The 25,880-nt window shown below is 62.9% G+C and carries 21 protein-coding genes; 9 read left to right on the forward strand and 12 right to left on the reverse strand.

The genetic code is table 11. The features are described from left to right. Window positions 1-89: 89 nt before the first annotated feature. A complete protein-coding gene (gene ppk1 / locus N4J17_RS05900; RefSeq protein WP_198322106.1) occupies window positions 90-2,198 on the reverse strand; it encodes a polyphosphate kinase 1 in 2,109 nt (702 codons plus the stop codon). 558 nt (window positions 2,199-2,756) lie between these two features. Here ppk1 and N4J17_RS05905 point away from each other — a divergent pair. Further along, window positions 2,757-2,936 (forward strand): hypothetical protein, encoded by a 180-nt coding sequence (locus N4J17_RS05905; protein WP_198322105.1) that lies wholly within the window; start codon window positions 2,757-2,759, stop codon window positions 2,934-2,936. A 61-nt stretch (window positions 2,937-2,997) separates the two neighbouring features. Then, window positions 2,998-4,608, forward strand: coding sequence for a Na/Pi symporter (locus N4J17_RS05910; RefSeq protein WP_198322104.1), 1,611 nt, complete (start codon window positions 2,998-3,000; stop codon window positions 4,606-4,608). Window positions 4,609-4,681: 73 nt separating this feature from the next. Here N4J17_RS05910 and N4J17_RS05915 read toward each other — a convergent pair whose 3' ends face one another. From N4J17_RS05915 to amrB, 3 genes are all read right to left on the reverse strand, one after another. Then, window positions 4,682-5,593, reverse strand: coding sequence for a hypothetical protein (locus N4J17_RS05915; protein WP_198322103.1), 912 nt, complete (start codon window positions 5,591-5,593; stop codon window positions 4,682-4,684). 97 nt (window positions 5,594-5,690) lie between these two features. Further along, the gene (amrA, locus tag N4J17_RS05920; protein WP_198322102.1) at window positions 5,691-6,269 is read right to left on the reverse strand and encodes an AmmeMemoRadiSam system protein A; all 579 of its coding nucleotides are present in this window, start codon (window positions 6,267-6,269) and stop codon (window positions 5,691-5,693) included. Then, window positions 6,238-7,041, reverse strand: a complete 804-nt coding sequence (gene amrB / locus N4J17_RS05925; RefSeq protein ID WP_198322101.1) for an AmmeMemoRadiSam system protein B — start codon at window positions 7,039-7,041, stop codon at window positions 6,238-6,240. Before amrB ends, amrA begins: the two co-directional genes overlap by 32 nt. A gap of 100 nt (window positions 7,042-7,141) precedes the next feature. Between amrB and amrS the strand changes: the two genes are divergently transcribed. From amrS to N4J17_RS05950, 5 genes are read left to right on the forward strand one after another with little or no spacing between them, the layout of a single operon-like run. After that, window positions 7,142-8,239, forward strand: a complete 1,098-nt coding sequence (gene amrS, locus N4J17_RS05930) for an AmmeMemoRadiSam system radical SAM enzyme (protein ID WP_198322100.1) — start codon at window positions 7,142-7,144, stop codon at window positions 8,237-8,239. Between the two features lie 39 nt (window positions 8,240-8,278). Continuing rightward, complete coding sequence (gene gstA / locus N4J17_RS05935) at window positions 8,279-8,890, forward strand: glutathione transferase GstA (RefSeq protein ID WP_198322099.1); 612 nt, start codon at window positions 8,279-8,281, stop codon at window positions 8,888-8,890. A 51-nt stretch (window positions 8,891-8,941) separates the two neighbouring features. Continuing rightward, complete coding sequence (locus N4J17_RS05940; protein WP_198322098.1) at window positions 8,942-9,952, forward strand: lipase family protein; 1,011 nt, start codon at window positions 8,942-8,944, stop codon at window positions 9,950-9,952. Window positions 9,953-9,988: 36 nt separating this feature from the next. Further along, window positions 9,989-11,788 carry a patatin-like phospholipase family protein gene (locus tag N4J17_RS05945; protein ID WP_232470289.1) on the forward strand — a complete coding sequence of 600 codons (1,800 nt, stop codon included), beginning with the start codon at window positions 9,989-9,991 and terminating at the stop codon, window positions 11,786-11,788. Window positions 11,789-11,826: 38 nt separating this feature from the next. Then, complete coding sequence (locus tag N4J17_RS05950) at window positions 11,827-12,156, forward strand: DUF1840 domain-containing protein (RefSeq protein WP_198322097.1); 330 nt, start codon at window positions 11,827-11,829, stop codon at window positions 12,154-12,156. Window positions 12,157-12,163: 7 nt separating this feature from the next. Here the strand turns inward: N4J17_RS05950 and N4J17_RS05955 are convergent, their stop codons facing one another. From N4J17_RS05955 to N4J17_RS05965, 3 genes are read right to left on the reverse strand one after another with little or no spacing between them, the layout of a single operon-like run. Next, window positions 12,164-12,886, reverse strand: coding sequence for a DUF4403 family protein (locus tag N4J17_RS05955; protein ID WP_198322096.1), 723 nt, complete (start codon window positions 12,884-12,886; stop codon window positions 12,164-12,166). A 54-nt stretch (window positions 12,887-12,940) separates the two neighbouring features. Next, window positions 12,941-16,027, reverse strand: coding sequence for an efflux RND transporter permease subunit (locus N4J17_RS05960; RefSeq protein WP_198322095.1), 3,087 nt, complete (start codon window positions 16,025-16,027; stop codon window positions 12,941-12,943). After that, on the reverse strand, window positions 16,027-17,031 hold the full coding sequence (locus N4J17_RS05965; protein WP_277458390.1) for an efflux RND transporter periplasmic adaptor subunit: 1,005 nt from the start codon (window positions 17,029-17,031) through the stop codon (window positions 16,027-16,029). Before N4J17_RS05965 ends, N4J17_RS05960 begins: the two co-directional genes overlap by 1 nt. A gap of 168 nt (window positions 17,032-17,199) precedes the next feature. Here N4J17_RS05965 and N4J17_RS05970 point away from each other — a divergent pair, with 168 nt between their 5' ends. After that, the gene (locus N4J17_RS05970) at window positions 17,200-17,682 is read left to right on the forward strand and encodes an FKBP-type peptidyl-prolyl cis-trans isomerase (protein WP_198322094.1); all 483 of its coding nucleotides are present in this window, start codon (window positions 17,200-17,202) and stop codon (window positions 17,680-17,682) included. A gap of 47 nt (window positions 17,683-17,729) precedes the next feature. Here the strand turns inward: N4J17_RS05970 and rimO are convergent, their stop codons facing one another. Continuing rightward, window positions 17,730-19,043, reverse strand: coding sequence for a 30S ribosomal protein S12 methylthiotransferase RimO (gene rimO / locus N4J17_RS05975; RefSeq protein ID WP_198322093.1), 1,314 nt, complete (start codon window positions 19,041-19,043; stop codon window positions 17,730-17,732). Window positions 19,044-19,219: 176 nt separating this feature from the next. On the opposite strand from rimO, the gene N4J17_RS05980 reads away from it, so the two are divergent. Then, window positions 19,220-20,137, forward strand: coding sequence for an SAM-dependent methyltransferase (locus N4J17_RS05980; protein ID WP_198322092.1), 918 nt, complete (start codon window positions 19,220-19,222; stop codon window positions 20,135-20,137). Window positions 20,138-20,293: 156 nt separating this feature from the next. Here the strand turns inward: N4J17_RS05980 and N4J17_RS05985 are convergent, their stop codons facing one another. From N4J17_RS05985 to N4J17_RS06000, 4 genes are read right to left on the reverse strand one after another with little or no spacing between them, the layout of a single operon-like run. Next, window positions 20,294-20,740 carry a type IV pilin protein gene (locus N4J17_RS05985; RefSeq protein ID WP_198322091.1) on the reverse strand — a complete coding sequence of 149 codons (447 nt, stop codon included), beginning with the start codon at window positions 20,738-20,740 and terminating at the stop codon, window positions 20,294-20,296. A gap of 6 nt (window positions 20,741-20,746) precedes the next feature. After that, the gene (locus tag N4J17_RS05990; RefSeq protein ID WP_198322090.1) at window positions 20,747-24,181 is read right to left on the reverse strand and encodes a pilus assembly protein; all 3,435 of its coding nucleotides are present in this window, start codon (window positions 24,179-24,181) and stop codon (window positions 20,747-20,749) included. A gap of 28 nt (window positions 24,182-24,209) precedes the next feature. After that, a complete protein-coding gene (locus tag N4J17_RS05995) occupies window positions 24,210-24,758 on the reverse strand; it encodes a pilus assembly PilX family protein (RefSeq protein ID WP_198322089.1) in 549 nt (182 codons plus the stop codon). A 26-nt stretch (window positions 24,759-24,784) separates the two neighbouring features. Then, entirely contained in the window at window positions 24,785-25,879 is a 1,095-nt protein-coding gene (locus tag N4J17_RS06000) for a PilW family protein (protein ID WP_198322088.1), read from the reverse strand. Window position 25,880 lies beyond the last annotated feature (1 nt).

Raw genomic sequence — 25,880 nt, forward strand, 5'->3', positions numbered from 1 at the left:
CTTGCCATGGGGAACTCCGGGTCGGGGAGGGTGTATCGGCAACTTTCCCGATAAAGGGCCTAAACGCCCGTTCCTGTCAAGGATCGGGCTTAAAATTCGCCCAGCCGGGCGCCTTCCATCAACAGCGCTTGCGCAGCCCGTTCGGGTTCGCCTTCTGCGGGCTGGCGCTGTAGATAGCGCCCATCGGACTGCAGATCCCAGGCGTGGCGGTTGTCGTTCAGCAGGAAAGCCAGCACCTGTTCGAGGTGGTGGACGGCGGCGGCGTCCTCCACCGGCGTGACCGCTTCGACGCGATGGTCAAGGTTCCGCGTCATCCAGTCCGCGCTGCCGATGTAGTACTCGTCGGCACCGCCGTTTTTGAAGCGGAAGATGCGCGAATGCTCCAGATAGCGTCCGACGACACTGATTACCCGGATGTTTTCGCTGAGACCGGGGACGCCGGGGCGCAAGCAGCAAATGCCGCGCACGACCAATTCGATCCGCACGCCGGCGCGGGAGGCCTCGTACAGATGCCGGATCATCTCCGGGTCGACCAGCGCGTTCATCTTGGCGACGATGTGGCCGCCGGCGCCGCTGCGGGCATGCTCCATCTCCCGCGTGATGAGCTCGTACATGCGGCGGCGCAGGGTGAGCGGGGCGACCAGCAGCTTGCGGTAGGCGTCCTGGCGGGAATAGCCGGTGAGGTAATTGAAGAGGTCGCCGACATCGGCGACCAGATCGTCGCGGCAACTCAACAGGCCGAGGTCGGTATAAAGGTTGGCGGTCTTCGGATTGTAATTGCCCGTGCCGACGTGCACGTAGCGGCGCAGTGCTTCTTCTTCCTTGCGGACCACCAGGGCGATCTTGGTATGGGTTTTCAGTCCGACGACGCCGTAGACCACGTGCGCCCCGGCGTCTTCGAGCCGGTTGGCCCAGGCGATGTTGTTCTCTTCGTCGAAGCGCGCTTTCAGCTCGATCAGCGCGACGACCTGTTTGCGGGCCGCCGCGGCGGCGATCAGTGCGCGGACGATGGGCGAATCGCCCGAGGTCCGGTACAGGGTCAGCTTGATCGCGAGCACCTGGGGATCATGCGCGGCTTGAGTGATGAATTCCTGCACCGTGGCGGCGAAGGAATGGTAGGGATGGTGAACCAGGACGTCCCCCCTCTTGATCGCGTCGAACAGCGTGGCGCGGGGTTCTCCGGATTCATCGGGCGCCGCCTGGAAGGGGGCCGGCACCACGGGCGTCCATGGCATGTCTTTCAGTTCCGGCAGCGGGAGTGACAGGAAATAGAACAGATCCCTGAGGTTCAGCAGCCCGTCGAATTCATAGACGTCCCGGCTGGACACCTCCAGCTCTTCCATCAGCGACTCGCGCAGCTCGGCCGGCATCGAACGCTCGATTTCCAGGCGGCAGACGAAGCCATCCAGATGACGCTTGCCGACTTCTTCCTCGATGGCAAGCATCAGGTCTTCGGCTTCGTCCTCGCGGACGGTGAAATCCGCGTCCCGGGTGATGCGGAACATGTGGTGGCCGCGGACGATCATGCCGGGGAACAGCCGCGCCAGGTTGCCGGCGATGAGCTGTTCCAGCGGGACCCCGGTCCAGCCCGCCTGGTCTGGGCCTTGCGGCAATGCGACGAATCTTGGAAGGGTGTCCGGCACCTTGATGCGGGCGAATTTCCGCAGCCCGTTGACCGGATCTTCGACGATGACGGCCAGGTTCAGGCTGAGGTTCGACATTTGCGGAAACGGATGGCCCGCATCGACGCTCAAGGGTGTGAGCACCGGAAAAACCTGCCCGGAAAAATGCGCTTCGAGCGCGCCGCGCTGCGGCTCGTCCAGCGCGGCGTAGTCGAGCAGAAGGATGCCGTGTTGCTTCATGAGCTCCCGCAGTTCGCCGTCGAACAGCCGGTGCTGCAGGGCGGTTTGCCTGGCCAGATGGGTCCGGATCGCGTCGAGCTGCTGCGAGGGCGCCATGCCAGCCGGTGCGGAACCGGCGGCGCCGGCCCGTTCCCGCTCGATCAGACCGGATATGCGGACCATGAAAAATTCGTCCAGGTTGGAGCTGAAGATCGCCACGAACTTCAGGCGCTCCACCAGCGGCGTGCGTGCGTCCAGCGCCTCCTGCAGGACGCGATCGTTGAATTCGAGCCAGCTCAGTTCGCGGTCGAAGAAATGCTCCGCGGCCGTGGCGGGTTTTGCGGTCTCGGGGTTCATGAAGAGATTCCGGCAGTGGGGGGGGCGGTCCATTCCCTAAAACAAACCGAACCGATGAAACTTACCAAGAACGGTACCGGAAGTTTGTTAAGGCAGATTGACGACTCTGGAGGTTTTCGCAGATTCCTCCCTACCCTCCAGTCGACGGGAGAGTTTTCGATGGCGGGTGAGAAAAAGGGGTGAGCTTCGGCCCGGATTCCGCTGCTTGGCACTAGGCTTGCTGGCCGGTATGCTGACGGCTTCCTTCCATGCGCTTGCCGGTCCGGGCAAGATCGTCATTCTGCGCCATGGTGAAAAGAATGAAGAACAAATACGCGTTGTGCGTATGTCGGCAGGAAGCGCTCACTCGCGCCGAATATCCAGTATCCGGAGATGAAAGCCCGCGATTCGGTTCCGCCAGCCGAAGGCCCGGTGGCCTTGCTCGTGATCACCTGTACACGCTGGAAACCGTATCGCCATCGGCGAAAGCCAGGGCAAGCCGGTCGTGCTGCTCTGGGAGCATAGGCCCATCGTCAGCCAGGACCTGGAAGACCATTATCGGGGGTGGAAAATCACGCTATGCCGGAGAGCTGGGAGGGTTCCAACTGCGACTATTTCCGGACCGTCGATTACGGCAACCCCGGTTTGGTCGTCCCGACCGGTTTTCGGATGCTGAAGCGGGGGTTCATCACACCCTGCGGTGATCTGCCCGCCAGCGACTGGGTGAAGCCGTCAACCGGCAGCAGTTGCAAGAATTAGGCGCCGGATGCCGCCGCGTGCGGTTACCGGAGCGGAGCGGGGCAGTCTGGCTGGTGACCACATGGCATCCCTCGATCAGCTTATCCTGAACCTCGGCCTGTTCTTTCTCGGACTCAGGCTGGTCGGCCAGAGCCTTTCCGAACTGGGCGGCGGCGGTTTTCGCCACTCGGTCAGGGCGGCCACCCACACCCCGCCGCGGGCTTCGCTGCTCGGTGTCATGATCGGTGCGCTGACCCAGAGCGCCACCGCCGTGACCTTCATTCTGGCCAGCATGCTCGGCAGCGGCCTGATCAAGCCGCCGGCGGCCCGCCTCGCTGTGGTCTGGTCCAACGTCGGCCTCACCGCCCTGACCTTTCTCGCCGTCATCGACATCCATCCGCTGGTAGCCTATTTCGTGGGGGGGGCCGGCATCGCCCTGGGTTCGGTGCGCCTGAAGCCGTGGAGCACCATCGCCGCTGCCCTGCTTGGCGTCGGTCTGTTGCTGTTGGCGCTGGAAAATATCGGGGCGGAGGCCGCTCCGCTGAAGAACGAACCCTGGTTCCGGCAAGGTTTGGATGCCGCCCGGGATTCACCCTGGGTTGCCTTCGTCTGTGGCTTTGGTGCGGCGGCGTTGTTGCAGTCCAATGCGGGAGCGACAATGCTGGTGATCACCTTGTGCGGAGCAGGTGCGATGCCGGTATCCGCCGCGCTGCCGATGATTTACGGCAGCAATTTGGGAGCGATTCCGCTGCGGGCCATGCTGGCGCTCGGCCTGAAGGGCGACGCCATCCGCCTGGTCCGTACCGAGGACCTGTTCTGCCTCGTCAGCGGTCTGCTGATGATGGCGTTGTTCGTCGGCGAGCGCTGCGGAGTGCCGCTGGTGGGTGCTTTGTCGGCGGCGCTGACGGCTTCGTCGTCCGGCCAGCTCGCCGTGGCCTTCCTGTTTTCGAACCTGCTGCCCGCACTGGTGCTTTCCCCCTTCCTCTCCACCTGCGCCCGCCTGCTCGACCGCTTCTGGCCACCGGCTCCGGAAAAGATGCTGGGCGAACCGGCTTTCCTGTCCAGCCATGCACTTGCGGATCCTTCCACCGCGCTTGATCTCCTCGCCAAGGAACTGGGGAGGCTGCTCGGTTCGGTGCGGGTGGCGCCGCGCCGATTAGACAGAGGAGAGCCGTCCGCCGACCCGGATACCGACCTGCTGGGGCCTGAATTCGTCCGGCTCGCCGCCGCCATCGAGACGTTCTGTCTGAAGCTGGCCTTGCGCGACGGCCTCGGGCCGCCGGAAACCGTCCGTCTGCACCGGTTCCGGACGGCGCTCGCCATCGTGTGGCATATCGCCGAAGCGTGTGCCGAGTTTTCCCTCCACCTCGATACGGTGCCCGAACCGGTTGGCGCCGTAGCCCATCCTCTGCGCATCCGGTTGGAGCACCTGCTGGCGCTGGCGGCGGCAGCGGTCGCATCGCTGGATCTGGCAGGAATCGCCGAATTCCGTGCCCAGACCCGCCGCCACGGCGAACCGATCACGGCGCTTCGGCAGGCGTATGCGGACGGGCTGGCTGCCCTGGAAACAGAGCAGAGCATCGAAGCCGGTATTCTGGATACTGACTTCGAGCTGTGCATATGGCTGCTGCATCGCCTCGCCAAACTGCTCCCCGCCCTGGTTTCCCGACCGGTGGCCGGTGCTTTAATGTGAAGCGGTTCTTCTTCCTCCTCTCCCGCTTTGTAAAGACCGGAGAGGGGGCGAACCCGGCTGCTTGGAATGATCGTCAAGGCGGCTCCGGGCCGTTTTCTTTCTTGCCGTCGCGCTTCCCTCTCTTCCGCTTGGGCTTGACCTGATTTTCGGCCGCCGGCGTCTGCTTGAACGACCAGTCGATCCGCGCTGCAGCGATGACCCCGGCCCGCGTGCCGATGGCGGCGCCGGCCGGGCCTGCCAGGCTGCCACCCACTGCACCCAAAACGGCGGCCGTGACGGTTTCCCCGGTGTAGTCGCGGGCGACCTGGCCCAACCAATCGCCTACCCCCGCCTTGGCCGCGTTTTGCCCGGCAACAGGTTCGTCCCCGGCCTCGCCTTGCATCTGGCGGCAGACTTCCGTGGCGGCTTTGGCCCCGGCCTCGCTGGCCAGCGCCTCACCGACCACGGCGCCCACCAGGCCGCCCGCAGGTCCCGCCAGCGATGCGCCGATGGCGGTGCCCGCAGCGATTCCTGCAGCTTCCCCGGCTTTTTCCCCCGCCTTTCGGCTGACGGCCCTGGCGATGTCCCCCAGGTGCTTTCCCGCGTCGATCTGCGGATCGGCGGCTTCCGGATGTAAGGCCTCGTGGGTGAGGTCGTAACCCATCTTCGCCCCCACCGTCTGGCCGGCGAAAGCGCCGATCTGGGCACCCACCACGGTTCCGCCCGGTCCTGCCACGGATCCGAGGACGCCGCCGATCACGCCGCCGATGGCTTCCCCCGCCGCAAGACCCGCTACGGCGCCGCCCACTGCGGCGGGGTCCACCTTTTCACCCGCCGCGCGGGCTGCCTGTTTGGTCGCTTCGATCGCCGGTGTGATCGTTTTTGCCGTTTTCCCTGCTGCCGAGCGGACGGTCTGCCGCACGGTCTCCAGCGCGGTCCCGCTCCAGGAGGCGGCCCGCTTGGCCCATGCAGCAAGCCTCCGCCCGGCCCATTCGAGCGGCTTCACAGTGCCCCCAGTCGCTGGCGGTGAGGCGCTTGGACCCTGTCGGTGGTTTTCATGGCGGCCCGGTCCTTCCGGAAAAAAGTCGTTGCTGAAATCCATGTCACTCGATCGTTTCGGCGCCGTACCGGAAAACTTTCAAGGTGTCGGACCAGTAATCCTCCGGCAGCCCCGTCTTGAGCTTGAGCTGGCGCAAGAACGCCGCCGGCCGTGGCAGGGCCTCCCACACGGAAGGCAGGAAGGTGCCGCGCAGGGGGCCTTCCTGAAGAATCAGACCGTCGACGCCGGGTTTGAGTTGTCGGATCAGGTCGCGCTCGGAGCTGAAACTCATGGGCTGTGGCGGCGTAAGGAGGGAGATATGGAGGGCCAGCGCGTCGACTTCCTCGGCTGTGACGGGCGGGAAGCGCGGGTCGCGGAAAGCCGCGGAAAAGGCATTGTCGGCTACGTCGACGGCGAGCGGCTTGATCGCTTCCAGGCAGCCGATGCAGCCGCGCAGCGCATCGCCTTTCTTCAGTGTGACGAAAGTCGCGCGCCGCTCCATGAGTTGCGGAGGCAGGTCCGCAAGCTCGACCGGGAGGGGGCAGCCGGTTGTGAGACCGTGCCGGATCGACGCACGGGCAAGGTCCAGTAGGTACCGCCGGTGTCCGGGTTCAAGCGGGCAAGTGCCCTGATTCGATGACATAGGCTCCGTATCCTACGACACTGTCCTTGGAACCGGCAGTATCGCCGGAATTGCGCAGATCGACCGTTTTCGCCGAAAGACCCCGGCGGCGTGCGGCGATGAGGAGGCCCGCGATCGGTAGCCGTCCGCAGGCGTCTTCGAAGCCGATGTCCTCGGGCTGCAGCGACTCGATGGCGTCGGAGGTCGCCCGGTCCATCCGCCGGGCCGTCGCGTAGTCGTGATAATGGCTCAAATCCGAGCTGGCGACGATGAGGGTTTCGTCCCCGCCCCACACCAGGTCGATCGCCTCGGCGACCTGGCCCGGCTCCGCATCGCCCACGACGATCGGTACCAGCTTGAAATCTTCGAGCACTTCCTGCAGGAAAGGCAGGTGGACTTCGAGACTGTGCTCCAGCATGTGAGCCTGGTCCAGGATCTGTACGAAAGGCAGGGCGGTGAGCGCCGCCTGGGCCTTGAGGTCCAGGGGGATTTCGCCCAAGGGGGTCGAAAAGCTTTGGGCGCTGCTCAGAGCGAGCCCACGGAAAGCGACGCGGTGCGAGGGGCCCAGCAGCACGACGCGGCGAATGCTGTGTCGCAAAGGTTTAAGCAAGGCATAGGCGTTGGCGGCGACGGGGCCGGAATAAACGTAGCCGGCGTGGGGGGCGATCAATGCCTTGGGCGGGCGTCCAACGGCCTTCGCTTCACCGAGGAGGCCTTGCAGCATGGCATGGAGCTGGCGGCGGTCCGCGGGATAAAACAGACCGGCGACGGCGGGAGCTCGAACGGATCGCATGGCGCCCTCCTGCATTATGAAGAAGAAACACTTGCCTGGCGGCTACAGAATTCATACTGTAGCTCTGCTTGTCAACTTTCCGTTGTTCCGGGGGTGCGTCATGGACACCAATACCGATGCTGTCGAAGCCTTTCCCACCCGGTTCTGGCATCTCCTGGAGGACGGCCGCGTCCAGTGCGACGTCTGTCCCCGCTTCTGCAAGCTGCACGAGGGTCAGCGCGGTCTGTGCTTCGTGCGGGGCAACGTCGGCGGCAAAGTGGTGCTGCTGTCTTACGGCCGTTCCAGCGGGTTCTGCGTCGATCCCATCGAGAAGAAGCCGCTCAACCATTTCCTGCCAGGAACGCCGGTGTTTTCTTTCGGCACCGCCGGCTGCAACCTGGCCTGCAAGTTCTGCCAGAACTGGGACATCAGTAAATCGCGCGAAATGGATTCGCTGCTGGACCGCGCCAGCCCCGAGGCGATCGCCAGGACCGCCAAGGCACTGGGCTGTCGCAGCGTGGCCTATACCTACAACGATCCGGTCATTTTCCACGAATACACTATCGACACTGCGCGTGCCTGCCGCGAGCTCGGCATCAAATCGGTCGCCGTTTCCGCCGGCTACCAGTGCGCCGAGCCGCGCGCCGAGTTCTACCGCTACATGGATGCCGCCAACATCGACCTGAAAGCGTTCACCGAAGACTTCTACCACAGGATTTGCGGCGGCCATCTGCAGCCGGTGCTGGAAACCTTGGAATACATCAAGCATGAAACGCAGGTCTGGTTGGAGATCACCACCCTGCTGATTCCGGATGAAAACGATTCCGAACAGGAGCTGGAGGCGCTGACGCAGTGGGTGGTGGAGAAGCTGGGGCCGGACGTGCCACTGCATTTCTCGGCCTTCCATCCCGATTGGAAGATGCTGAACAAGAGCGCCACGCCGCCCGCGACGCTGCTCGAGGCGCGGCGGATCGCCATGAAGAACGGTGTGCGCTATGCCTACGTCGGCAACATTCATCACAAAGAAGGCGACAGCACTTACTGCCACCACTGCGGACAGATGCTGATCGGCCGCGACTGGTACGAGCTGTCGGAATGGAACCTCACGCCGGAAGGCCGCTGCAACCGCTGCGGCACGCGCTGTGCCGGCGTGTTCGAGGCCGCGCCGGGCGACTGGGGCGCGAAGCGCATGCCCGTCAGCATGGCCGGTCGTGGCTGACGGCCGCCCCCTTCAATCAAACCGAAAGAGGATCCGCCCATGAAGCTCTACTATTTCCCCGGCGCCTGTTCCCTGGCGCCCCACATCGTGCTGCGCGAAGCGGGCCTGGATTTTGAACTGGAGAACGTCGATCTCGGCACCAAGAAAACCTCGGCCGGCGCCGATTTCCTCCAGGTCAACCCCAAGGGCTACGTACCGGCATTGCAGCTGGACGACGGTCAGGTACTGACCGAGGATCAGGTCATCCTGCAATATCTCGCGGACCTGAAGCCCGAGGCTGGTCTTATGCCGCCGGCGGGTATGTTCGAGCGTTACCGTCTGCTGGAATGGCTGGCCTTCATCTCTACCGAGATCCACAAGACCTTCGGGCCGTTCTGGAATCCGGAATCGCCCGAGGCCAGCAAGGAAATCGCGCTCGCTCTGCTGTCGCGGCGGTTGGACTACGTGGAAGACCGGCTGGAAGCGGGCGGTCCCTGGCTGATGGGAGAGCCCTACAGCATCGCCGACGCATATCTCTTCACCGTGCTGGGCTGGTGCGAACACCTCAAAATCGACCTCTCGAAATGGCCGCGCATCCTCGCCTACCTTGAGCGGAACCAGGCGCGGGCGGCGGTTCAGGCTGCGATGAAGGCCGAAGGGCTGATCCAATAATTCACGCCGGCCGGAATAGGTTTCCGCGGCGCTTGCCAATGCAGAGGGGATATGTCGACATTCGATCGAGGATACGCGCGGCTGTCGCTCGAAATTTGCCGCTATACCTATGCCAAAGCGTTCGCTCTCGCCTCCGAGGAAGGCGATGCGCTCCAGTGGATCGAGCAGCAAGGGCACAAACCCGATCCGGCCTCCTTGGCGCCCCTACGAGGAGGGGACACATCGGTGGCGTGCGTATTCCGGTATCCGGACAAGAATATCGTTTCCTACATGGGTACCAAGACCGAGTTCAACAACGCCGTGAACGCCAAAGATTCGATCGAGGATTGGCTCAAGAATTTCCGGGCGGCACCGGTGCCGTTCAAACTCGGCAAAGAACATCTCGGATTGGACCATGAGGTGGAGCTCCCCGGCAGAGTCCACGCGGGATTCCTGTCCGAATTGAAAGCCGTCCAGCCCGAAGTCATTGACGTGTTATTGAAAAACGGTGGCAAAGACAAGCCCTTGTATCTCACGGGACACAGTCAGGGCGGCGCTGAAGCCACGCTAGCGACACCGGCATTGCTCGCCGCCGGATTCAAGGTCGCGGCCACTTACACGTTCGCCGCACCGCGCTCTGGTGACCAGACCTTCGCCGATGCGGTTCCGGTCGCGTTTCCGTTCCACCGTATAGAATTCGGCGACGACATCGTACCCCACGTGCCGCCGACACTGCTGAGCAGGTGGGTAAAGATGCTCGTGACTATCCCGAGGTATTTGCCTTTGAAGCGCTTTGGTGTTCCGGTCAAGGTAAACGAGTTCCTGGAACTGAGCGTCAACGACCTGGGCTACGTGGGCGTCGGACGTTTGTGCTACGGCAACCCTGAAGGCGGCAAGTTCCACGTAGACATGCGCCTCCGCCAGGAGGCCTCGCTACTGCAGGGGCGCTTGACACGCCTACTCCGGCATCCGGCCCACTGGGCCGAGCACCACCACCTCGCCGGGACGAAGGCCGATGTTGACGCCGGCAGGAAAGGCAATTACACCGCCTTGGTCAGTGATTTCCCTCTCGTCGCTGGCTGATAGCCATCACACCCTATTTCGCTGGAGGCCGTTCCTATGAACGATAATGCTCCCTTTACGATCGGAAACACCGATAAACTGGGTTTGGCTCTGTCCGGCGGAGGATTTCGAGCCGCGCTGTTCCATCTCGGCGTTCTGGCAAAAATGGCAGAGCTCGATTTATTGCGGCATGTGCAGATACTCTCTACCGTGTCCGGCGGTTCGATCATCGGCGCGATGTATTATTTGAAGGTGAAACAATTGCTGGAACACAAGCGCACGGATGGGGTTATACCGTCGACACCCGGAGCCTACGTCAAGATGGTCCAGGAGCTGGAAACCGAATTCTTGAATGGGGTCCAGACCAATTTACGCATGCGGGCCCTGCTGAATCCCATCAAGAATGCGAAGATGTTCATTAGCGATGATTATTCGCGCAGCGACCGTATGTCGGAGTTATATAACGAAACATTTTACCGCCCCATCCAAAGACCGGGGAAAGAGACCTTGCGGGACTGGCTGCAAGATGCACTGAGCATCAAAGATTGCAGAGACATATTTCTCAAAGACCTAAAAATCATCCCCAAGGGCGAACAGCCCGGATTCGATATTGCCTTGTATAACCTGGCTGCCGAGCACAAGATTCCTGTATTGAATATCAACGCCACGACGCTGAACTCCGGCGACAACTGGGTGTTTACGGCATCCTACGTCGGCGGGATTTCATCGGAGCGCTATCCGAAAACAAGTTTTGCCAACCCCAATGACATTAACTTATCACCTGAGCAAAACAACAAGCGTGCGGCCATACTGAACAGGCTGACCCTATCCGATGCGGTTGCGGCATCCGCCTGCGTGCCGGCGTTATTTGCTCCGTTTGCGATTCACGATTTATACGGAGAAAAAGACGTCATCGAATTGGTGGATGGCGGTGTGTTCGACAACCAGGGCTTGACGGCGCTTTATGATGGAAAATGTACCCACATCATATGCAGCGATGCAAGCGGGCAGCTGCACCATGACCGCAGCCCCGCAAGCGGTATGGCTTCCGTATTCATGCGTTCAAACGATGTGTTGATGAAGCGGGTGAGAGACCTGATCGTCCACGAACTGGACATGAAGACGGGCGGTAACCCCGTTGATACGCGTTTCTGGCATCTCAGGGATGGCTTTGGCGGCACGCCGTATTTTCGGAGTTTCTCTCCGCCTCCCGACGGCAGCGACTACAATCAGACCGGTGCAGACCACGGGCAAATCTATCTGCTCTCGGCGATACGTACCGATCTGGATGCCTTCGCCGATATCGAAGCCAACGCTCTGATGTATGATGGCTATTGCTTGTGTGATAGATTTCTTAACCAATCCGAAGGCTTGAAGAAGCCGCCGCCTTTCCCGTGGCGTTTTTATTCCGTCATGGCGAGTTCCGTGCTGGATAGCCGTAGACTCACCCATTGCCTTGCCGTGGGCGGCGATATGTTTTTCAAGCTGTTCCGCTTGACGGATACGAAAGGGAAATTGCTGGGGGCGGGATTGGGGCTGGCCGTCCTGCTGGGTATATGGGCTTTCGTCTATCAAACATTGAACGTCTATGCCGATCAAATCGATGGAGTATTGCGTGCACCTGGGTGGACGGCCGCCGTCCTGGTCGTTGGACTGGCGGGATGGATGCTCAGGAATAAGCTGCCGCGTCCTGTGCAGCATTGGCAGAAATGGATTGCCGAGGGCGTTAGGACGGTGCGTACCGGAAACGTGTGGGGCCTTGTTTACCCCCTCGCCGTCGTTGGCAGTCTGGCTTCCATCGTGGCCTTTTTTTATCTGAAAGTGATTAATCCAAGGTATCTGAAGCTTGGCCGATGAGCTCCACGGCTATAACCATTTAACATACCGGCACGTTCATGTTGATAACCTTCGAGAGCAAAGTCGGGCGGGTGACGATGTTCGGCGACGTCGCCCTGCAGCTGCTTAGGATGATGGGAAATACCGGTACGGTGCCGGGCGCCCTGCTGGCCAGGGATATCCCGGCAGCGCTCGAGAAGCTCGAACAGGCGCTGGCGGCCGAAGCGGCTCCGGTCTCCACTTCGTCCGAAGACGAGGAAGAGGAAAGGCAAGAAAAGCCGAACCTGCGGGTGCGGGCCTTCCCGCTTATCGGGCTGCTCAAGGATTCGCTGAAGCACGGCTGCGACGTGCTGTGGGAGCAGGAAGGGAAGGCGCCGCTCAAGTTCTGATACGGCGTCAGTTTCCGCTCCCTGGGTACAGCCGTTCGATCTGTTGCTTCACCATTTCGCAGGTCGCCTGCAGTTTCAGTGACTCGACCGCTTCCTGCAGAGCCTTCTCGAAATGGCTTTCGACAAGATCGCCTACCTTCACCCGCAGGCCGCCCACCAGCTCGATTTCCGGTTTTTCCCGCCATTCGATGCCGGTCGATACCGCATTGATCGTGCAGCCGTCGGCGGGATCGATGCCTACGTCGGCCCAGGCGTCCACCATCCCGGTGAATTTCCGGCCGTCCACCTTCAGGCTCTGGAAGTCCTCGCTGGAGGCCGCTGCTTCGCCGGTGAAGCGGAGGGGGAGGGAGACGTGGAAAAGCTCACCATTGCGGGTGACGGACGGCTGGCCTTCGGTGACCACGTCGATGTTCCATTCGGTATCGGCGCAGGTCTCAAGGCCGAAGATCTTTTTGCAAACCTTTTTCTGTCCACTCGTGTGAATCTTGGCGGGCTCTTTCAGCAGATCCACCGGATTCCGGGCTTCGGCAGGGGGCTCGGGCGCCGTTTGCTGCTCCGGTGCGGCGAGTGGTATGGGGCTGGGCGCCGGACTGACGGTCGCCGCCGGTACCGACGTCCGTGTCTGAGCGAGCTTTGCTTCGTTCGCCAGGCGCTGACGCACTCCCATGCGCCATGAGAACGCGAATACGGTGGCCAGGACGAGCAACGCCGCCAGGATTTTTTTGATCATCGAGCGGTCGATCCTCGAGGCAAAAGGGGACGGTTCGGTCTCACGGGCGACATTCTACCGGTTTTCGAAAGAGCCTCCCCAGCGCAGCAGCATTGCCGGCAGCAACGCGAGATTGAGGCAGGTGGAAGAGAAGAGGCCGCCGATGATGATGGCCGCCATCGGCCCCATGATTTCCCGTCCCGGGTTGTCGCTGCCGAGGGCGATGGGCAGCATCGCCAGCGCGGTCACCAGCGCCGTCATCAGAATCGAAGGCAGTCGCTCCTGGGCGCCCCGCACAGCGGTATCGAGATTCCATATTTGCCCTTCCCTCTCGACCAGATGACGGTAATGCGAAAGCAGCATGATGGTGTTGCGGACGGTGATGCCGAACAGAGTCACGAAACCGACCAGCGCGCCCACCGAAAGGCTGGCGCCGGAAATCCCTGCCGCCAGCACTCCGCCGGCCAATGAGAACGGCAGGTTGGCCAGGGCAATGGCGGTATGGCGTAAGCGGCCTATGGCGAGATAGGCGAGCACCAGTACGCCGCCACCGGCCAGGCAGGCGCGGGCGATCAGTTCGCGCCGGGCGACGCCCTGTTCGATCGCGGCGCCGGTTATTTCCGCATACACGCCGGCCGAATGCCCCAGTACCGTAGCCAACCGGGTCCGCAATTCCTCCAGGAACGAGGCCAGGTCGCGTCCCTCGACGCCGGCGGTTACAGTCTGGATGCGGCGGCCGCCGCGGTGCAGGATGTTGTAGCGCTCCCCGGTTTCGGAGACTTCGGCCACCTCGCCGAGGGTCACGAGCGTACCGTCCTGGCTTTTGAGCGGCAGTTCGCGCAGGCTGCCGAGCGATTGCCGGAAATCCGGCCGGAGGATGACGGACGTTTCGACGATGCGCTGGCCGAGCGGAAAGTGGCCAACGGTCCGGCCGGCGAAAGCAGTATCGACGGCATCCATGACGTCGGCCGGTCGTAGGCCCCAGAGTTGGAGCTGGTCGGGTCGCAGCCGGATTTCCGCCAGTGGCGAGCCGGGCGGCGAGCGCAACTGCACGTCCGCGGCTCCTATCATCTTGCCGATTTCGGCGGCGAGCTCGCGTGCTTTCCGGTCCAGCAGATCCAGGTCTTCGCCGTACAGATTGACGGCGACCGGCGAGGTGTAGCCTGAGATGGTTTCGTTGACCCGCTCGGTGAGGAAGGTGTTCACCTCGGCCCGTATCCCGGGGAAGGCGCCCAACCTGTCGCGCAGCCGGTCCAGCACGGCCTGTTGTTCGCTGCCGGACAGCGGGTGGAGGCGTACCTCGTATTCGCTGTAATGGCTGCCATAGGTATCGGCGCCGCGCTCGGCCCGCCCTGCCCACTGTGAGACCGATGCGACACCGGGGATCTGCAGGAGGGTGCGGACGATCAGGCCGCCGACGCGCAGCGATTCCTGGAGCGAGGTGCCGGGGAGGCTGGCCGTGTGCACGATATAGTGCCCCTCGCGCAGGCGCGGCAGGAAGTCGCCGCCCATGCCGGGTGCCAGCATCACGGCCAGGACACAGACCGCGAGGCTGCCGGCTGCGAGCTGGCCTGGCCGTTTCGCGGTCCGCCGCAGCCAGCGTCCGTAACGGGGCTGCAGCCAGCGGATCAGCGGTGGCGTTTCCGTCAGCTCTTGCGAACGCGCCAGCAGGGCGACGCAAAGCGCCGGCGTAACCGTCAGCGCCGTCGCCAGCGAGAGCAGGATGGCGACGATGTAGGCATAGCCGAGCGGTGCGAACAGACGGCCGGCGACACCGCCCAGCCCCAGCAGCGGCACGAACACCAGGGCCACGATGAAGCTGGCATAGACCACTGAGCCGCGGACTTCCATGGAGGCTTCATAAACAACCGCGAGCGCCGGCCGGGGCGATGCGGCGGCGCAGTTGTCCCGGAGCCGGCGAAAGATATTCTCGGTGTCGATGATGGCGTCGTCGACGACTTCGCCCAGGGCGATCGCCAGTCCCCCCAGCACCATGATATTCAGGCTGACGCCGAAGGCCTCGAGCACCACGAAGGCACCCAGCAGCGAAAGCGGGATCGCGACTGCGGAGATCACGGCGGTACGGACGTTGTACAGGAAGGCGTAGAGCACCGCCATCACCAGCAGGCCGCCCGCCAGCAGATGACCGGTGAGGTTGTCCAGTGCCCGCTCGATGTAGTCGGCGGGGCGGAACAGCCGGGGATGCAGTGTCACGCCTTGGCTGGCGAGCACCGGGGTGAGTTCTGCCAGCCCGCGTTCCACTTCGCGCGATACCTCCAAGGTGTTGGCGCCATGCTGCCCGATCACCATCATGACGATCCCGGCGGCGCCATTGACCGCGGCTGCACCGATCGGCGGCCGGGGGCCGAAAGCGACCGTCCCAACGTCCCGCAGCTTGAGTACCGCACCAGGCGAACGATGAAGGATGACGTTGCCCAGGCTTTCCGGGCTCAGCGGCAGTCCTGTGACCTGCAAGGCCAGCCGCTGATTCTCGTTTTCCACGAAGCCGGCGCCCTGGGTCCGGAATGACTGACGCACCGCCAGGCTCACGGCATTGAGGTCGAGGCCGAAGCGCTTGAGCCGGGCGGGGTCGACTTGCACCTGCAACTGCTGTATTTCGCCGCCGAAGACATTGACGTCGGCCACCCCTGGCACGGCGAGGAGGCGTGGCGCCACCACCCAGTCCGCCACGGTCCGCAGTTCCATCGGGCGGAGGGCTTCGGAGGTGAGACCAAGCGTCTGCACCGTCGCCGAGGAGGAGGACAGCGGCAGCAGGACCGGCGTGCCGGCACCTTCCGGAAGCTGCCCGGCCAACAGTGCCAGGCGCTCGCTCACCAATTGCCGGTCGCGGTAGATATCGGTTTCCTCACCGAACACCGCCGTCACCACCGACAGACCCTGGATCGACTCCGAGCGCAGGGTTTCCAACCCGACGATCCCGGCCAGCTTGCGCTCGATCGGCAGGGTCAGGAGGATCTCGACCTGGCGGGTGGTGAAGCCCGGAGCTTCGGTCTGCACCACCACCCGCTTGGCGGAGAATTCGGGAAAAACGTCCAATTTCGCTGTCGCCGCACGGTACAGGCCGTAGGCTGCCAGCAGCACGGCGAGCGCGATCACGACGCCGCTGCGGTGCACGGCGAAACGAACCAGCGGTCCCAACATCAGTCTTCCTCTTCCGGGATCACGTGGCGCTGTTCCTCCGACAGCAGCAACTGCGCTCCCCGCGTCACCAGCGACTCGCCCGGCGCGATCCCCGACTCGACGAACCAGGCGTCGCCGTAGTCGCGATGAGCGTCGACCGGCCGCCGGACGAAACGGTCTTCCCCGGTCTGCAGGTACACCCAGGTCCGGCCCTCGTGCCAGATCTGCGCCGAGCGGGGGATGACGACACCGCTCAGCTTTTCGCCGGATGTCGGTATCCATGCCTCGATGCGCATGCCAGTGCGCAGCTTGCGGGCATCGGTGTGGAAGAACCAGGTTTCCCCCTGCACGATGTCGTCGGTCCGCGGGGCCGCCGAGACCAGTTCGGCGGGCTGCGCCGCCTGCCGGTCACCCTCACGCGCCACCATGATGCGGGAGGCGCCCGCAGGCAGGGCCTGGTCGTAGTGCAAGGTGACCAGGATCAAAACCCGGCGCCGTTGCAGCAGGTCGTCGAACAAACGGGAGTCCCCGGCCACGGCGGCCTTGAACAGCTCGGCGCCCCAAGCCTGTAGACCTTCCTCCTGCAATTCCCGGACATGCTGGCGCGCCGTCACGGCCCGCGCTTCGTCGGCGGCGAGTTGGGATTCCGCATGGATCAGTTCGCGGGTGGCGACGATGGCTTCGCTGTGCAGGCTGGCGAGCCGGTCACGGTTCTTGCGGGCGAGCCGCAGCGCGGCATCGGTGATCTTGGCCTCGGCCTGGGCAGCGCGGTAGCGCGAGCGCAGCTCGAGCAGCGGCTGGATGTCCACGATCCGGCCCAGTGACCTTGTTTCGGGCTGGTACTCGACGGCCTCCAGGATGCACGTTTCGATGCCGGCGAGTCGCTGCCGTGCGGGTTCGAGCACGACCCCGGTTTGCTGCACCGGCATGTCGAAAGCAGTCCCGGCCTCGTCGCCTGCACGCGCCGCCGCGGAAAAGACACAACAGAGCAGGACGGCCGCGCGCAGGGAGCAGGGCGGCGTCACGCGGGAAGGTGGCATCGGGAAGGAGCGGACGTTTACTCGAAAAGGACCAGCAGACGGTCGGTGGCGAAGGACGGGGGGAACCGGCCGCCATCGGCCGCGACAACGAAAACCTGTCTGGATCCGAGGAAAAAGACTATTATGGCGACTCCAATCTCAGCAGGTGTTCCCATGCAAATCTCCCCCCACAAGGTTGTTCTCATCCACTATACCCTAACCAACGACGAGGGAGACGTCCTCGATAGTTCCAGCGCGGACGAACCGCTGGCTTACATCCACGGTTTGGGCAACATCATTTCCGGCCTCGAAGAGGCGCTGACCGGCCGGGTCGTCGGCGACAGTTTCAAAGTCACCATTCCCCCGGAAGAGGCTTATGGCCTGCACGACGACAACCTGGTTCAGGCGGTGCCGCGGCACGCCTTCGAGGGCGTCGACGAAATCCTGCCTGGCATGCAGTTCCATGCCGAATCCAACGAAGGCATGCAGATCGTGACCGTGCTGGAAGTGCTGGAAGACGAGGTGGTGCTGGACGGCAACCATCCCATGGCCGGCATGACCCTGCATTTCGACGTCGAAGTCGCCGGCATCCGCGACGCCACGCCCGAAGAGCTCGAACACGGCCATGTCCATGGCCCCGGCGGTCATCACCACTGATTTGGCAAGGCTGGCGGCCCCGCAGTGAGCGGGGCCGCGCGAGGTTCTCAGTCGGCCAGGCGGGCCCACAGATCGTGCTCGTCCGCGTCCTCGAAGGTCGCGTTCACGAATTCGCCGACCTCAATGCGGGTGGCGCCATCGATGAACACCTGCCCGTCGATGTCCGGGGCATCGGACCGGGTGCGGGCGACCGCGCCCTCGTCCACCACTTCGTCCACCAGCACCGTCTCGGTCCGTCCGATTCTCGCCCGTAGCCGCGCCGCACTGATGCGTTCCTGTACCTCCATGAAACGGGCATGGCGCTCGGCTTTCACCTCGTCCGGCACCGGATCGGGCAGGGCGTTGGCCGCAGCGCCTTTCACCGGCGAGTATTCGAAGCAGCCAACCCGGTCGAGCTGGGCTTCCTCCAGGAAATCGAGCAGTTCGCGGAACTCGTCTTCAGTCTCGCCCGGGAAGCCGACGATGAAGGTGCTGCGCAAGGTGAGTTCCGGGCAGACCTCACGCCAACGGCGGATGGCGGCGAGGGTGTTTTCCGCCGCCGCCGGCCGTTTCATCGCTTTAAGGACCCGCGCACTGGCGTGCTGAAACGGGATGTCCAGGTAGGGCAGGAGTCGTCCTTCCGCCATCAGTGGGATTACTTCGTCCACGTGCGGATATGGATAAACGTAGTGCAGCCGGACCCAGACACCCAAATCGCCCAGCGCCCGTACCAGTTCCTGGAAGCGTGTGCGCAGCGGCCGTCCGCCCCAGAAACCGGTGCGGTAGCCCAGGTCCGCTCCGTAGGCGCTGGTGTCCTGTGATACCACCAGGATTTCCTTCACGCCGGCGGCGACCAGCCGCTCGGCTTCGGTCATGACCTCGCCGATGGGCCGGCTCACCAGATCTCCACGCAGCGCGGGGATGATGCAGAAGCTGCAGCGGTGATTGCAGCCTTCCGAGATCTTGAGATAGGCGTAATGGCGCGGCGTCAGCCGGACGCCTTGTGGCGGTACCAGGTCCATGAAGGGATCGTGCAGCGGCGGAAGGTGTTCGTGCACCACGTTCATGACTTCTTCATAGGCATGGGCGCCGGTCACCTGCAAGACCGCGGGGTGGCGTGCCTGGATTTCCTCTGGCCGTTCACCGAGACAGCCGGTGACGATCACCTTGCCGTTTTCCGCCAGCGCCTCGCCGATCGCCTCCAGCGATTCCTCGACCGCGGCGTCGATGAAGCCGCAGGTGTTCACCACCACCAGGTCGGCGTCCTGATACGTCGGCACGATGCCATAGCCTTCGGCGCGCAATTGGGTGAGGATGCGCTCGCTGTCCACCAGGGCCTTGGGACAGCCAAGGCTGACGAAGCCGATTCGGGGAGTTTTCATGTCGGGATAGATTTGGCCGCTCGATGCGGCGGGTTTGAAGTTTGGGAAGAACGACCCCTCATTTTAACGGCTGCTGCACCCGGAACTCTATGCTGGCATGCCTTGGTCGGGAATTCCGGGGTACACTTCACACTTTTGCTGTATCGGGCGCAAGGCGAGCAGCTCTGGAATGACTCATGTATTACCTCGAACCCAACAAAGACTACCGCAACGACTCCCTGCGCAAGGGCGCCGAATTTTCCGAAGCCGAAATCCGTATCGATACCGCCAAGCACTACGACGACTGCTACTGGGACTACCGCACCGCCTGGTTCGACAATGAAAACCTGGCGCTGCACTATGGTTACTGGGAAGAGGGGATCAAGACCCACAGTCAGGCCCTGATCAACAAGAACCGCATCATGGCTGCGATTGCCGAGATCAAGGCAGGCGACCACGTACTGGACGCAGGCTGCGGCATCGGCGGCAGCTCCATCTGGCTGGCCAAGCACATCGGCGCCCGCGCCACCGGTATCACCGTCAGTGAGCAACAGGTCGAGCACGCCAGGCGCAATGCGCGGCGGCATGGTGTCTCAGACAAGACCGAATTCCAGGTGGCGGATTTCTGCCAGACCCCGTTCCCGGACGCTTCCTTCGATGTGGTCTGGGCCGTCGAAAGCAGTTGTTATGCCACCGACAAACGCGATTTCTTCCGCGAGGCTTACCGGGTGCTCAAACCGGGCGGCACCCTGATCGCTTGTGACGGCTATGCCACCCGGCGCGAATTCGACGAAGCCGAATGGCGGGCGGTGATGGACTGCCTGAACGGCTGGGCAGTGCCCAACCTCTCCACCGTCGAGGAGTTCCAGGCCGGCATGGAGGAATGCGGTTTCTGTGGGGTCCTCATCACCGATGCGACCCGGGAAACCCTGCCCTCGTCCCGTCGCATGTATCTCACCGCGCGCTGGACTGCCCCGATGCAATGGGTCATGCATTGGCTAGGTCTGCGTAAAAAGGCCCAGACCGCCAACTACAAGGTGGCACTGGCGCAATGGAAGGTGTTCAACGAAGGTATGGTACGCTACTGCATTTTCCGTGCGACAAAACCCACGTAAGCCCGGGTCGTCGTGGGCCTAGGGCGTCGTTTCGGGTCGTTGGAAGCGCTTGTCCCCGCAGTCGCGACGATGGATTGCATATGTCCCCTCCTGGCTCGATCACCTTTGGGAAGGCGTGGCTTGCGGGACTTCTGCCGCCGACCGTCCTTCCCGTTTCTACCAGTTCCAGCAATCGGCAACGGAACCCGAGCCGGACTTTCCTTTCACACCCACGGAGTTCAGAGTGAGATTGCCGCAGCGTGCGTCAGTGTGCGGACTCTGCGGCGTCGCTTGCAGCGTGAAGCCATTGGCGTCTGCGGCAGTCACGGAAATGACGTAATGGCCTTCGTCGGATTTCCCGTTGGATGCGAAACCGAGTCTGGTGACGTCGCTCGTATAGGTCTTGTTGTCCAAAAAATACTGTTCCTCGCGTGCGGCGGCCCGCAGCAGGGCGGCTTTGCCGTCGGCGCGGCGGGTCCGGACGAGGTGTTCCTGGTACGACGGGTAGGCGATGGCGGCGAGGATGCCGATGATGGCCACCGTGATCATCAGTTCCATCAGTGAGAATCCCCCGCCGCCTGCCGGCCGGAGGAAAGCGCTCCGGTTTTCGCTCCATTCAGTCATGTCCGTTCACTCCTTTTCGTACCAATAGAGCCGGTTGATGCCGGAATTGCCGACCGGCCTAGACAGGTCTGGATTCGCCGGCAGGTTGCCGGCGGTGATGTAGAGTTTACCGCTGACGGCGACAGTGACGGGGTCGCTGGGCAAGCCCCGGCCGGTGGCGGTGAAGCGCTCGTTGGCCGTGGTCGCCACGTTGAAGTTGAAAACGCCGGCCGCGTCGGCAAGACGTATGACATACGTCAGCGACTCGCCTTCGTTGGGTCCGCACTGTCCAGAAACGCTACCGCCCTGAGGCGCATAGGTGCTGAAATAGACCGAGCCATTGTAGGTGAGGGAGCTGGAGAGCACTTTTTCGCCACTGGCTGAACTGCCGATGTCGATGTACCAGCCGGATTTGTCGCCATGGACGGTGGTCGAGCTCGTCAGATTATCGAGATCTGCCAGGGTCTTGACCGGTCCCGTCGGCGGCGAGCCGCTGGTGAGGTAGGTATCCTTGAACATATAAAACTGGTTCTGGACGTTGGTATCGAGTGGGTGCTCGCGGTCGCCGGAGCCGATCAGCACGGCATCGAAGCGGCTTGAGCCGGCAGGGGAAGGCACGAAGTCCGGGCGGTGGAAGAAGCGCCGGTCCGGCTGTCCGGCATGGCGCCCAACCGAGAGCACGGGGGTGAGGGTCCAGTGGGCGGGCTCGTTGTAGGACGTGGTGCCGTCCGGTTTCACATAGGCCAGGTCGGCGCGCCAGAGCACCCCGCCGGTGTCTCCGACATACAAGCGGTCCACCATACCGTTGTCGTCGGTATCGATCGCCGTGACCTTGGAGGGAATGCTGTCGGCCAGTCCGGCATGCTGGAACGTTGTCGCCGATGTGCCCCCCGATCCTTTGACTGCTTTCCAGACCAGCGCGCCGGTTTTGGCATTGACGATGTAGATCGCGTTGCCCTCGGTGTCGTCGGTGCCGATCGCCGCGTTCCGGGCGTTCGCGGCGCTGGCTTCGTCCTTGTGGGTGCTGTAGCCACCGCCGAAGATGAGCACGGGTTTGCGGCCTTCGCCCCAGTCGAGCTGGGCGATGGTGGGATCGGAGAAGGTGTAGCCGAGTTCGTTGAAGTTTCCGCTGGCGTCGTTTTTCTCGATCGTCCAGAGCATCCTGGGGGTGTCGGGATCGGTGATGTCGAGCGCGTAATAGCCCTTGCCGCCGCGGCGCATGCCGATGAAGGCGATGACCTGGTCGGCGCCGTTCACGGTGCCGTCGCGGTCCATGTCGTTGACATAGACCGCCGCGGTGCCGTCGAGCCCGTAAACATGGGAGGTCGCCGCACCGTTGTCCGAGAGCGGTTTTAGATTGCCGAGCAGCCGGCGGGGGATGAAGGCCCAATCCTCGACGCCGCTGGGCGTTTCAGTGGTGGTGCCTCCCGAAGCCGAATTGCGGAACATGTGCAGGAAGCCGTCGTTGCCGGAGACCAGGATCCGGACGTCCTGAACGTCCCGCGAATAGCCGCTGCGTGCGCCGTAGTTGAGCGGCACGGCAGCCGAATGCAGTGGATCGGCCATCAGCCATTTACGCTTGGCCTGGTTGGCGGGCGATGCCCAGGGGTGGGCCTCGGTGTAGTTGCCGTCGCCGTCCTCGTCGTTGGCATCCTGTCCCCGCGCGAATTTGAGCAGTTTCACGGCCGTGGCCTGATCGTCGCTGCTGGCGGCGCTGTAGCTCGCGGCATTGCTCCACACCTCGCCGCTTTTCGCCCCGTTCAGACGGAGCGTGTTCCATAGCGCGGCCGCAGTGGTCGAATCGGCGTTCAGTGCGCGCAGGGCCGTCGCCGTGCCGTTGATCAGACTGTCGGGTTCGGTATAGAGCTTCCGGGCGCCGCTGGTGGAGTTGCTGTCGCCGGGCGAATTCGTCAGGAATCCAGGGATTCTTTGGCCGCCGCCGCCGCGGCCCACGCTGCGACCGTCCTTCCCCACCACCTCGCCCTTGGTGGTATCGGCATAGGTCTGCACGTCGAAGCCGGATGCGCTGGTCCAGTAGGTGAGCGCTTCATGCTTGATCCTGCCGTCGATGGGAGAGATCGCTTCGATCGGCGGACTGGAGGCATCCAGGACCTGGAGTCGATGCGTGGTGGGATCGGATGCCAGCTTGAGCCGTTTCAGATTGCCGTTCCAGCGGGGCGCCTGTTCCGGCTGGAAGATGGAGAAAAAAGCGTGATTCAGCGACTCCGTGCGGTTGAACACGTTGACCGGCGAGGCGGCCGAGACAAAGGTGGTGCTCACGCTCAGCACTTCCTTGAAGACCTCTTTGAGGGAGGCGATCAGCACAGTGGGATCGGTGCTCAGCGGCAGCGCATGGTTGGTTCCGCCGGCGGTCGCGTAACTGTTGGTCGTGGTGTTGATGTGCGTAGGAGCGACGAAGAAATACGAGGTGACGTTCTGCACGTCTTCCAGGTTGCCGGCGCTGCCATAGGTGCCGTCCGCCAGGTCGGCGTCGCGCATCCAGCGGATGACGTTGGCAAAGGCGCTGTTGCTGGTGCCGGGATTGAGGCCGTTCATGCCGCCCGAACCTTTGCTCTGCCTGATCGAGTTGTCGGAGTCGTTGTCCTTGTTGGAGACCTGGAACATGAAGTTGATCATGAACACTTTGGAGCAGTTATCCACCAGTGGGCTCACGTAATTGGTGCCGTTTTCGATGCTGCTGTCCCATTTGAGCAGCCGGTCGTCGAAACTCGTTCCGGGGTTGTCGACGTCGAGGTTGTCGTTCCGGTTGCTGTCGCCGTAGTCCTGCCAGCCCTTGTGGCCGTTGAAGATAGCCTGGCCGGTCAGGTAGCGGAACAGCTCGAAATAGAGCTCCTTCCCCTGGAAGTCGTGGGCCAGGTTGCCCTGGGGTACGGGAATCCGGGCCAGGGCGTCGTGGAAGCGCGCCTTGTCGGTGCTGAAGCCTCTCAGCACGTAGGCGCCGTTGCTGCACTGGCCGCTGGGGCCGGCGCCGCACTGGCCGGTGGTGGAGTCGTTGTGGTTGATCATGAGCCCCACTTTGACGTCGGCGAGTTCAGTGCCGAGATCGTCCATGGTCTTGCGCAATGCGGCGCGGATCAGGTCGAAATGAGTGACGTCGCCGCTCGAGGGGAGATAGGTCGTTCCCGAACTGGGGGACACCGTCGTCCTCAGCGAGCGGCAGTCGTCGCCGTGTTCGTGATCGTCGTCTTCATGTTCATCGACGCCTCCCAGGTCATCGCCGCTTTGGGCACCGCTTTCGTCATGGTGTTCATCATCATCTTCCTCACCGCTTCCCTGGCATACCGGTGCGCCCAGGTTCGAGCGGTAGTCCAGGCTGAACATCACCAGCGGTTTCCCGCCCAGCGTGCCGCCGCCAGCGAAATAGATGTCGGTATCGTCCGCCCGGCTGACGCAGAAGGGGGCGGCGATCAAGAGCAAGACGAGGGCGGGTCGGATTTTCATTGTTCTTCTCGGGATTTGACGGGTAGGGCTAAGGGCCGGGAGCGGGTGTCGGCGTCGGGTCGGGAGTTTCGCTGTCGTAGCGCACCGAGCCGCTGGAGACGATGGTGCTGCGCACGGCGGATACCACACCGGCGCGGGTGGCATCGGTGGACGATCCGGCGGTCGTGCCATCGTAGTCGCTGTCGATGACGCGCTCGAAGACCTTGTTGCCCTCCTCGCTCTTGGAAGAGCCGAACGCGACGCTGCCGCGGACCCGGACGTGTACCGGCGGTGTGGTCAGCGGTGACGGAAGAGCCGGCAGCGACAGGCCGTTGCAGGTGCCGTAGGGATAGCTTACGGTGCAACGTACATTGTTGCCCATCCGGTCCAGGTTGAGATCGATCGCTTCCGCCGCGACGTAGTCGGAAGCCGCCTGAGCCTGCTGCAGGCCGTTGATGCGAGCCTCGGCGTTGCGTGCCATGCGGACGCTGGTGCTGCTGGAATGGATCGCCGCGATGCCCAGTATTGTCAGCACGATGGTGAACAGCAGGCCGACGACCAGGGCCGCGCCGTTCTGTGGGCTTCTTTGCCGGGTCACCGGGTCTCTCCCTTGCCACGAAGGATTCAGTGATATTGCTGGTTCCGCAACTGCACCGTGGTCGTGAACACTTTTCGGCGGAAGTGGTCACCGAACGGCCCCAGGGTCACTGCGCCGAATGTATAAGTCTTGTCATCAGTGTAGTTTGAATCCGATTCCATGCTACGCACCAACACGTGAACCCTGGCGCTGACGGCGCAGTCGAGCTCGTCGAGGTGGGCGGGAGTGATGGCACCGTAGTCTTCCCTGGACAAAAGGTAGAAATCCGGAACGCCGTCCATATTGTCGCAGTCGTTGGTTACGTCGAGGTCGGGGTCGTCGATGCCGAATTCGATGTGGAAGTATTCGATGCCTTCGACGAGTTCGCCCGGTTCGTCCTCGATTTTTGGCGTTGTTTTGCCGTCTTTGGTTTCACGGGTCAAGGTTTTTCGCATCAAGCGGGGAATGCAGCGGCCATCGTTTGGCTTACTAGCGCAGATAGCAGGGCGGAGTTTCGTGTCGATGTAGTAGATATGGACGATATACCGCCAATAGGCCGCGGAGCTGAAACTGACCGGACAGTCGGGCGGAACCGGAGACTGAATGAGGCTGCCGCTGGAGCCGCCGGTTCGCAGATAGATCAATCCAGCGAAACGGTCGTTTCTTTTGTCCTCTTCGGTCTGACAATGGACGGGCTTACCTTCGGCATGCCTAAGGGCGAGCAGATTGGTTCCAGGCTTGAGATAGTCGTTGGAGTTGAAGCAAGGCCAATCGGCCGGTATCGAGTCCGCCGACGGAGCCATGAGGTAGTGCGTGGCCGGAGACGAGGACGTCGTCGTGGTCGTCCAGTTGGTTCCGCAGTCATTCTGGACGCTGATGGCCGAGGCGGAAGGGCAGCGGCTCAGGTCGTTGCAATCGGCGCCACCCCAGAATCCCGCCAGCGCCAGGTCGCTGGTCAGCAGGTTGAGGGCGAAGCGCCCGTTTTCCTGCATCAGCGCGAATTGTTCGTTCTGGCGATAATTGGTCTTGTGCTGCACGAACAGACTGCCGATGGCGCCGACCACCAAAAGGCCCAGCGCCATCGATATCAGCAGTTCCACCGTGGAAAACCCCGGCGGGTCGTCACGGGTCGGAATCTTCATT

This window comes from Methylococcus capsulatus, assembly GCF_036864975.1.
GTDB lineage: Bacteria > Pseudomonadota > Gammaproteobacteria > Methylococcales > Methylococcaceae > Methylococcus.

Coding starts and splice junctions, on each gene's coding strand:
- N4J17_RS06000 (WP_198322088.1), bottom strand. CDS start 25,879: ATGAAGATTCCGACCCGTGACGACCCGCCGGGGTTTTCCACGGTGGAA.
- ppk1 (WP_198322106.1), bottom strand. CDS start 2,198: ATGAACCCCGAGACCGCAAAACCCGCCACGGCCGCGGAGCATTTCTTC.
- N4J17_RS05940 (WP_198322098.1), top strand. CDS start 8,942: ATGTCGACATTCGATCGAGGATACGCGCGGCTGTCGCTCGAAATTTGC.
- N4J17_RS05905 (WP_198322105.1), top strand. CDS start 2,757: ATGCCGGAGAGCTGGGAGGGTTCCAACTGCGACTATTTCCGGACCGTC.
- N4J17_RS05980 (WP_198322092.1), top strand. CDS start 19,220: ATGTATTACCTCGAACCCAACAAAGACTACCGCAACGACTCCCTGCGC.
- N4J17_RS05960 (WP_198322095.1), bottom strand. CDS start 16,027: ATGTTGGGACCGCTGGTTCGTTTCGCCGTGCACCGCAGCGGCGTCGTG.
- N4J17_RS05945 (WP_232470289.1), top strand. CDS start 9,989: ATGAACGATAATGCTCCCTTTACGATCGGAAACACCGATAAACTGGGT.
- amrA (WP_198322102.1), bottom strand. CDS start 6,269: ATGTCATCGAATCAGGGCACTTGCCCGCTTGAACCCGGACACCGGCGG.
- N4J17_RS05985 (WP_198322091.1), bottom strand. CDS start 20,740: ATGACTGAATGGAGCGAAAACCGGAGCGCTTTCCTCCGGCCGGCAGGC.
- N4J17_RS05955 (WP_198322096.1), bottom strand. CDS start 12,886: ATGATCAAAAAAATCCTGGCGGCGTTGCTCGTCCTGGCCACCGTATTC.
- rimO (WP_198322093.1), bottom strand. CDS start 19,043: ATGAAAACTCCCCGAATCGGCTTCGTCAGCCTTGGCTGTCCCAAGGCC.
- N4J17_RS05970 (WP_198322094.1), top strand. CDS start 17,200: ATGCAAATCTCCCCCCACAAGGTTGTTCTCATCCACTATACCCTAACC.
- gstA (WP_198322099.1), top strand. CDS start 8,279: ATGAAGCTCTACTATTTCCCCGGCGCCTGTTCCCTGGCGCCCCACATC.
- amrB (WP_198322101.1), bottom strand. CDS start 7,041: ATGCGATCCGTTCGAGCTCCCGCCGTCGCCGGTCTGTTTTATCCCGCG.
- N4J17_RS05910 (WP_198322104.1), top strand. CDS start 2,998: ATGGCATCCCTCGATCAGCTTATCCTGAACCTCGGCCTGTTCTTTCTC.
- N4J17_RS05950 (WP_198322097.1), top strand. CDS start 11,827: ATGTTGATAACCTTCGAGAGCAAAGTCGGGCGGGTGACGATGTTCGGC.
- N4J17_RS05990 (WP_198322090.1), bottom strand. CDS start 24,181: ATGAAAATCCGACCCGCCCTCGTCTTGCTCTTGATCGCCGCCCCCTTC.
- amrS (WP_198322100.1), top strand. CDS start 7,142: ATGGACACCAATACCGATGCTGTCGAAGCCTTTCCCACCCGGTTCTGG.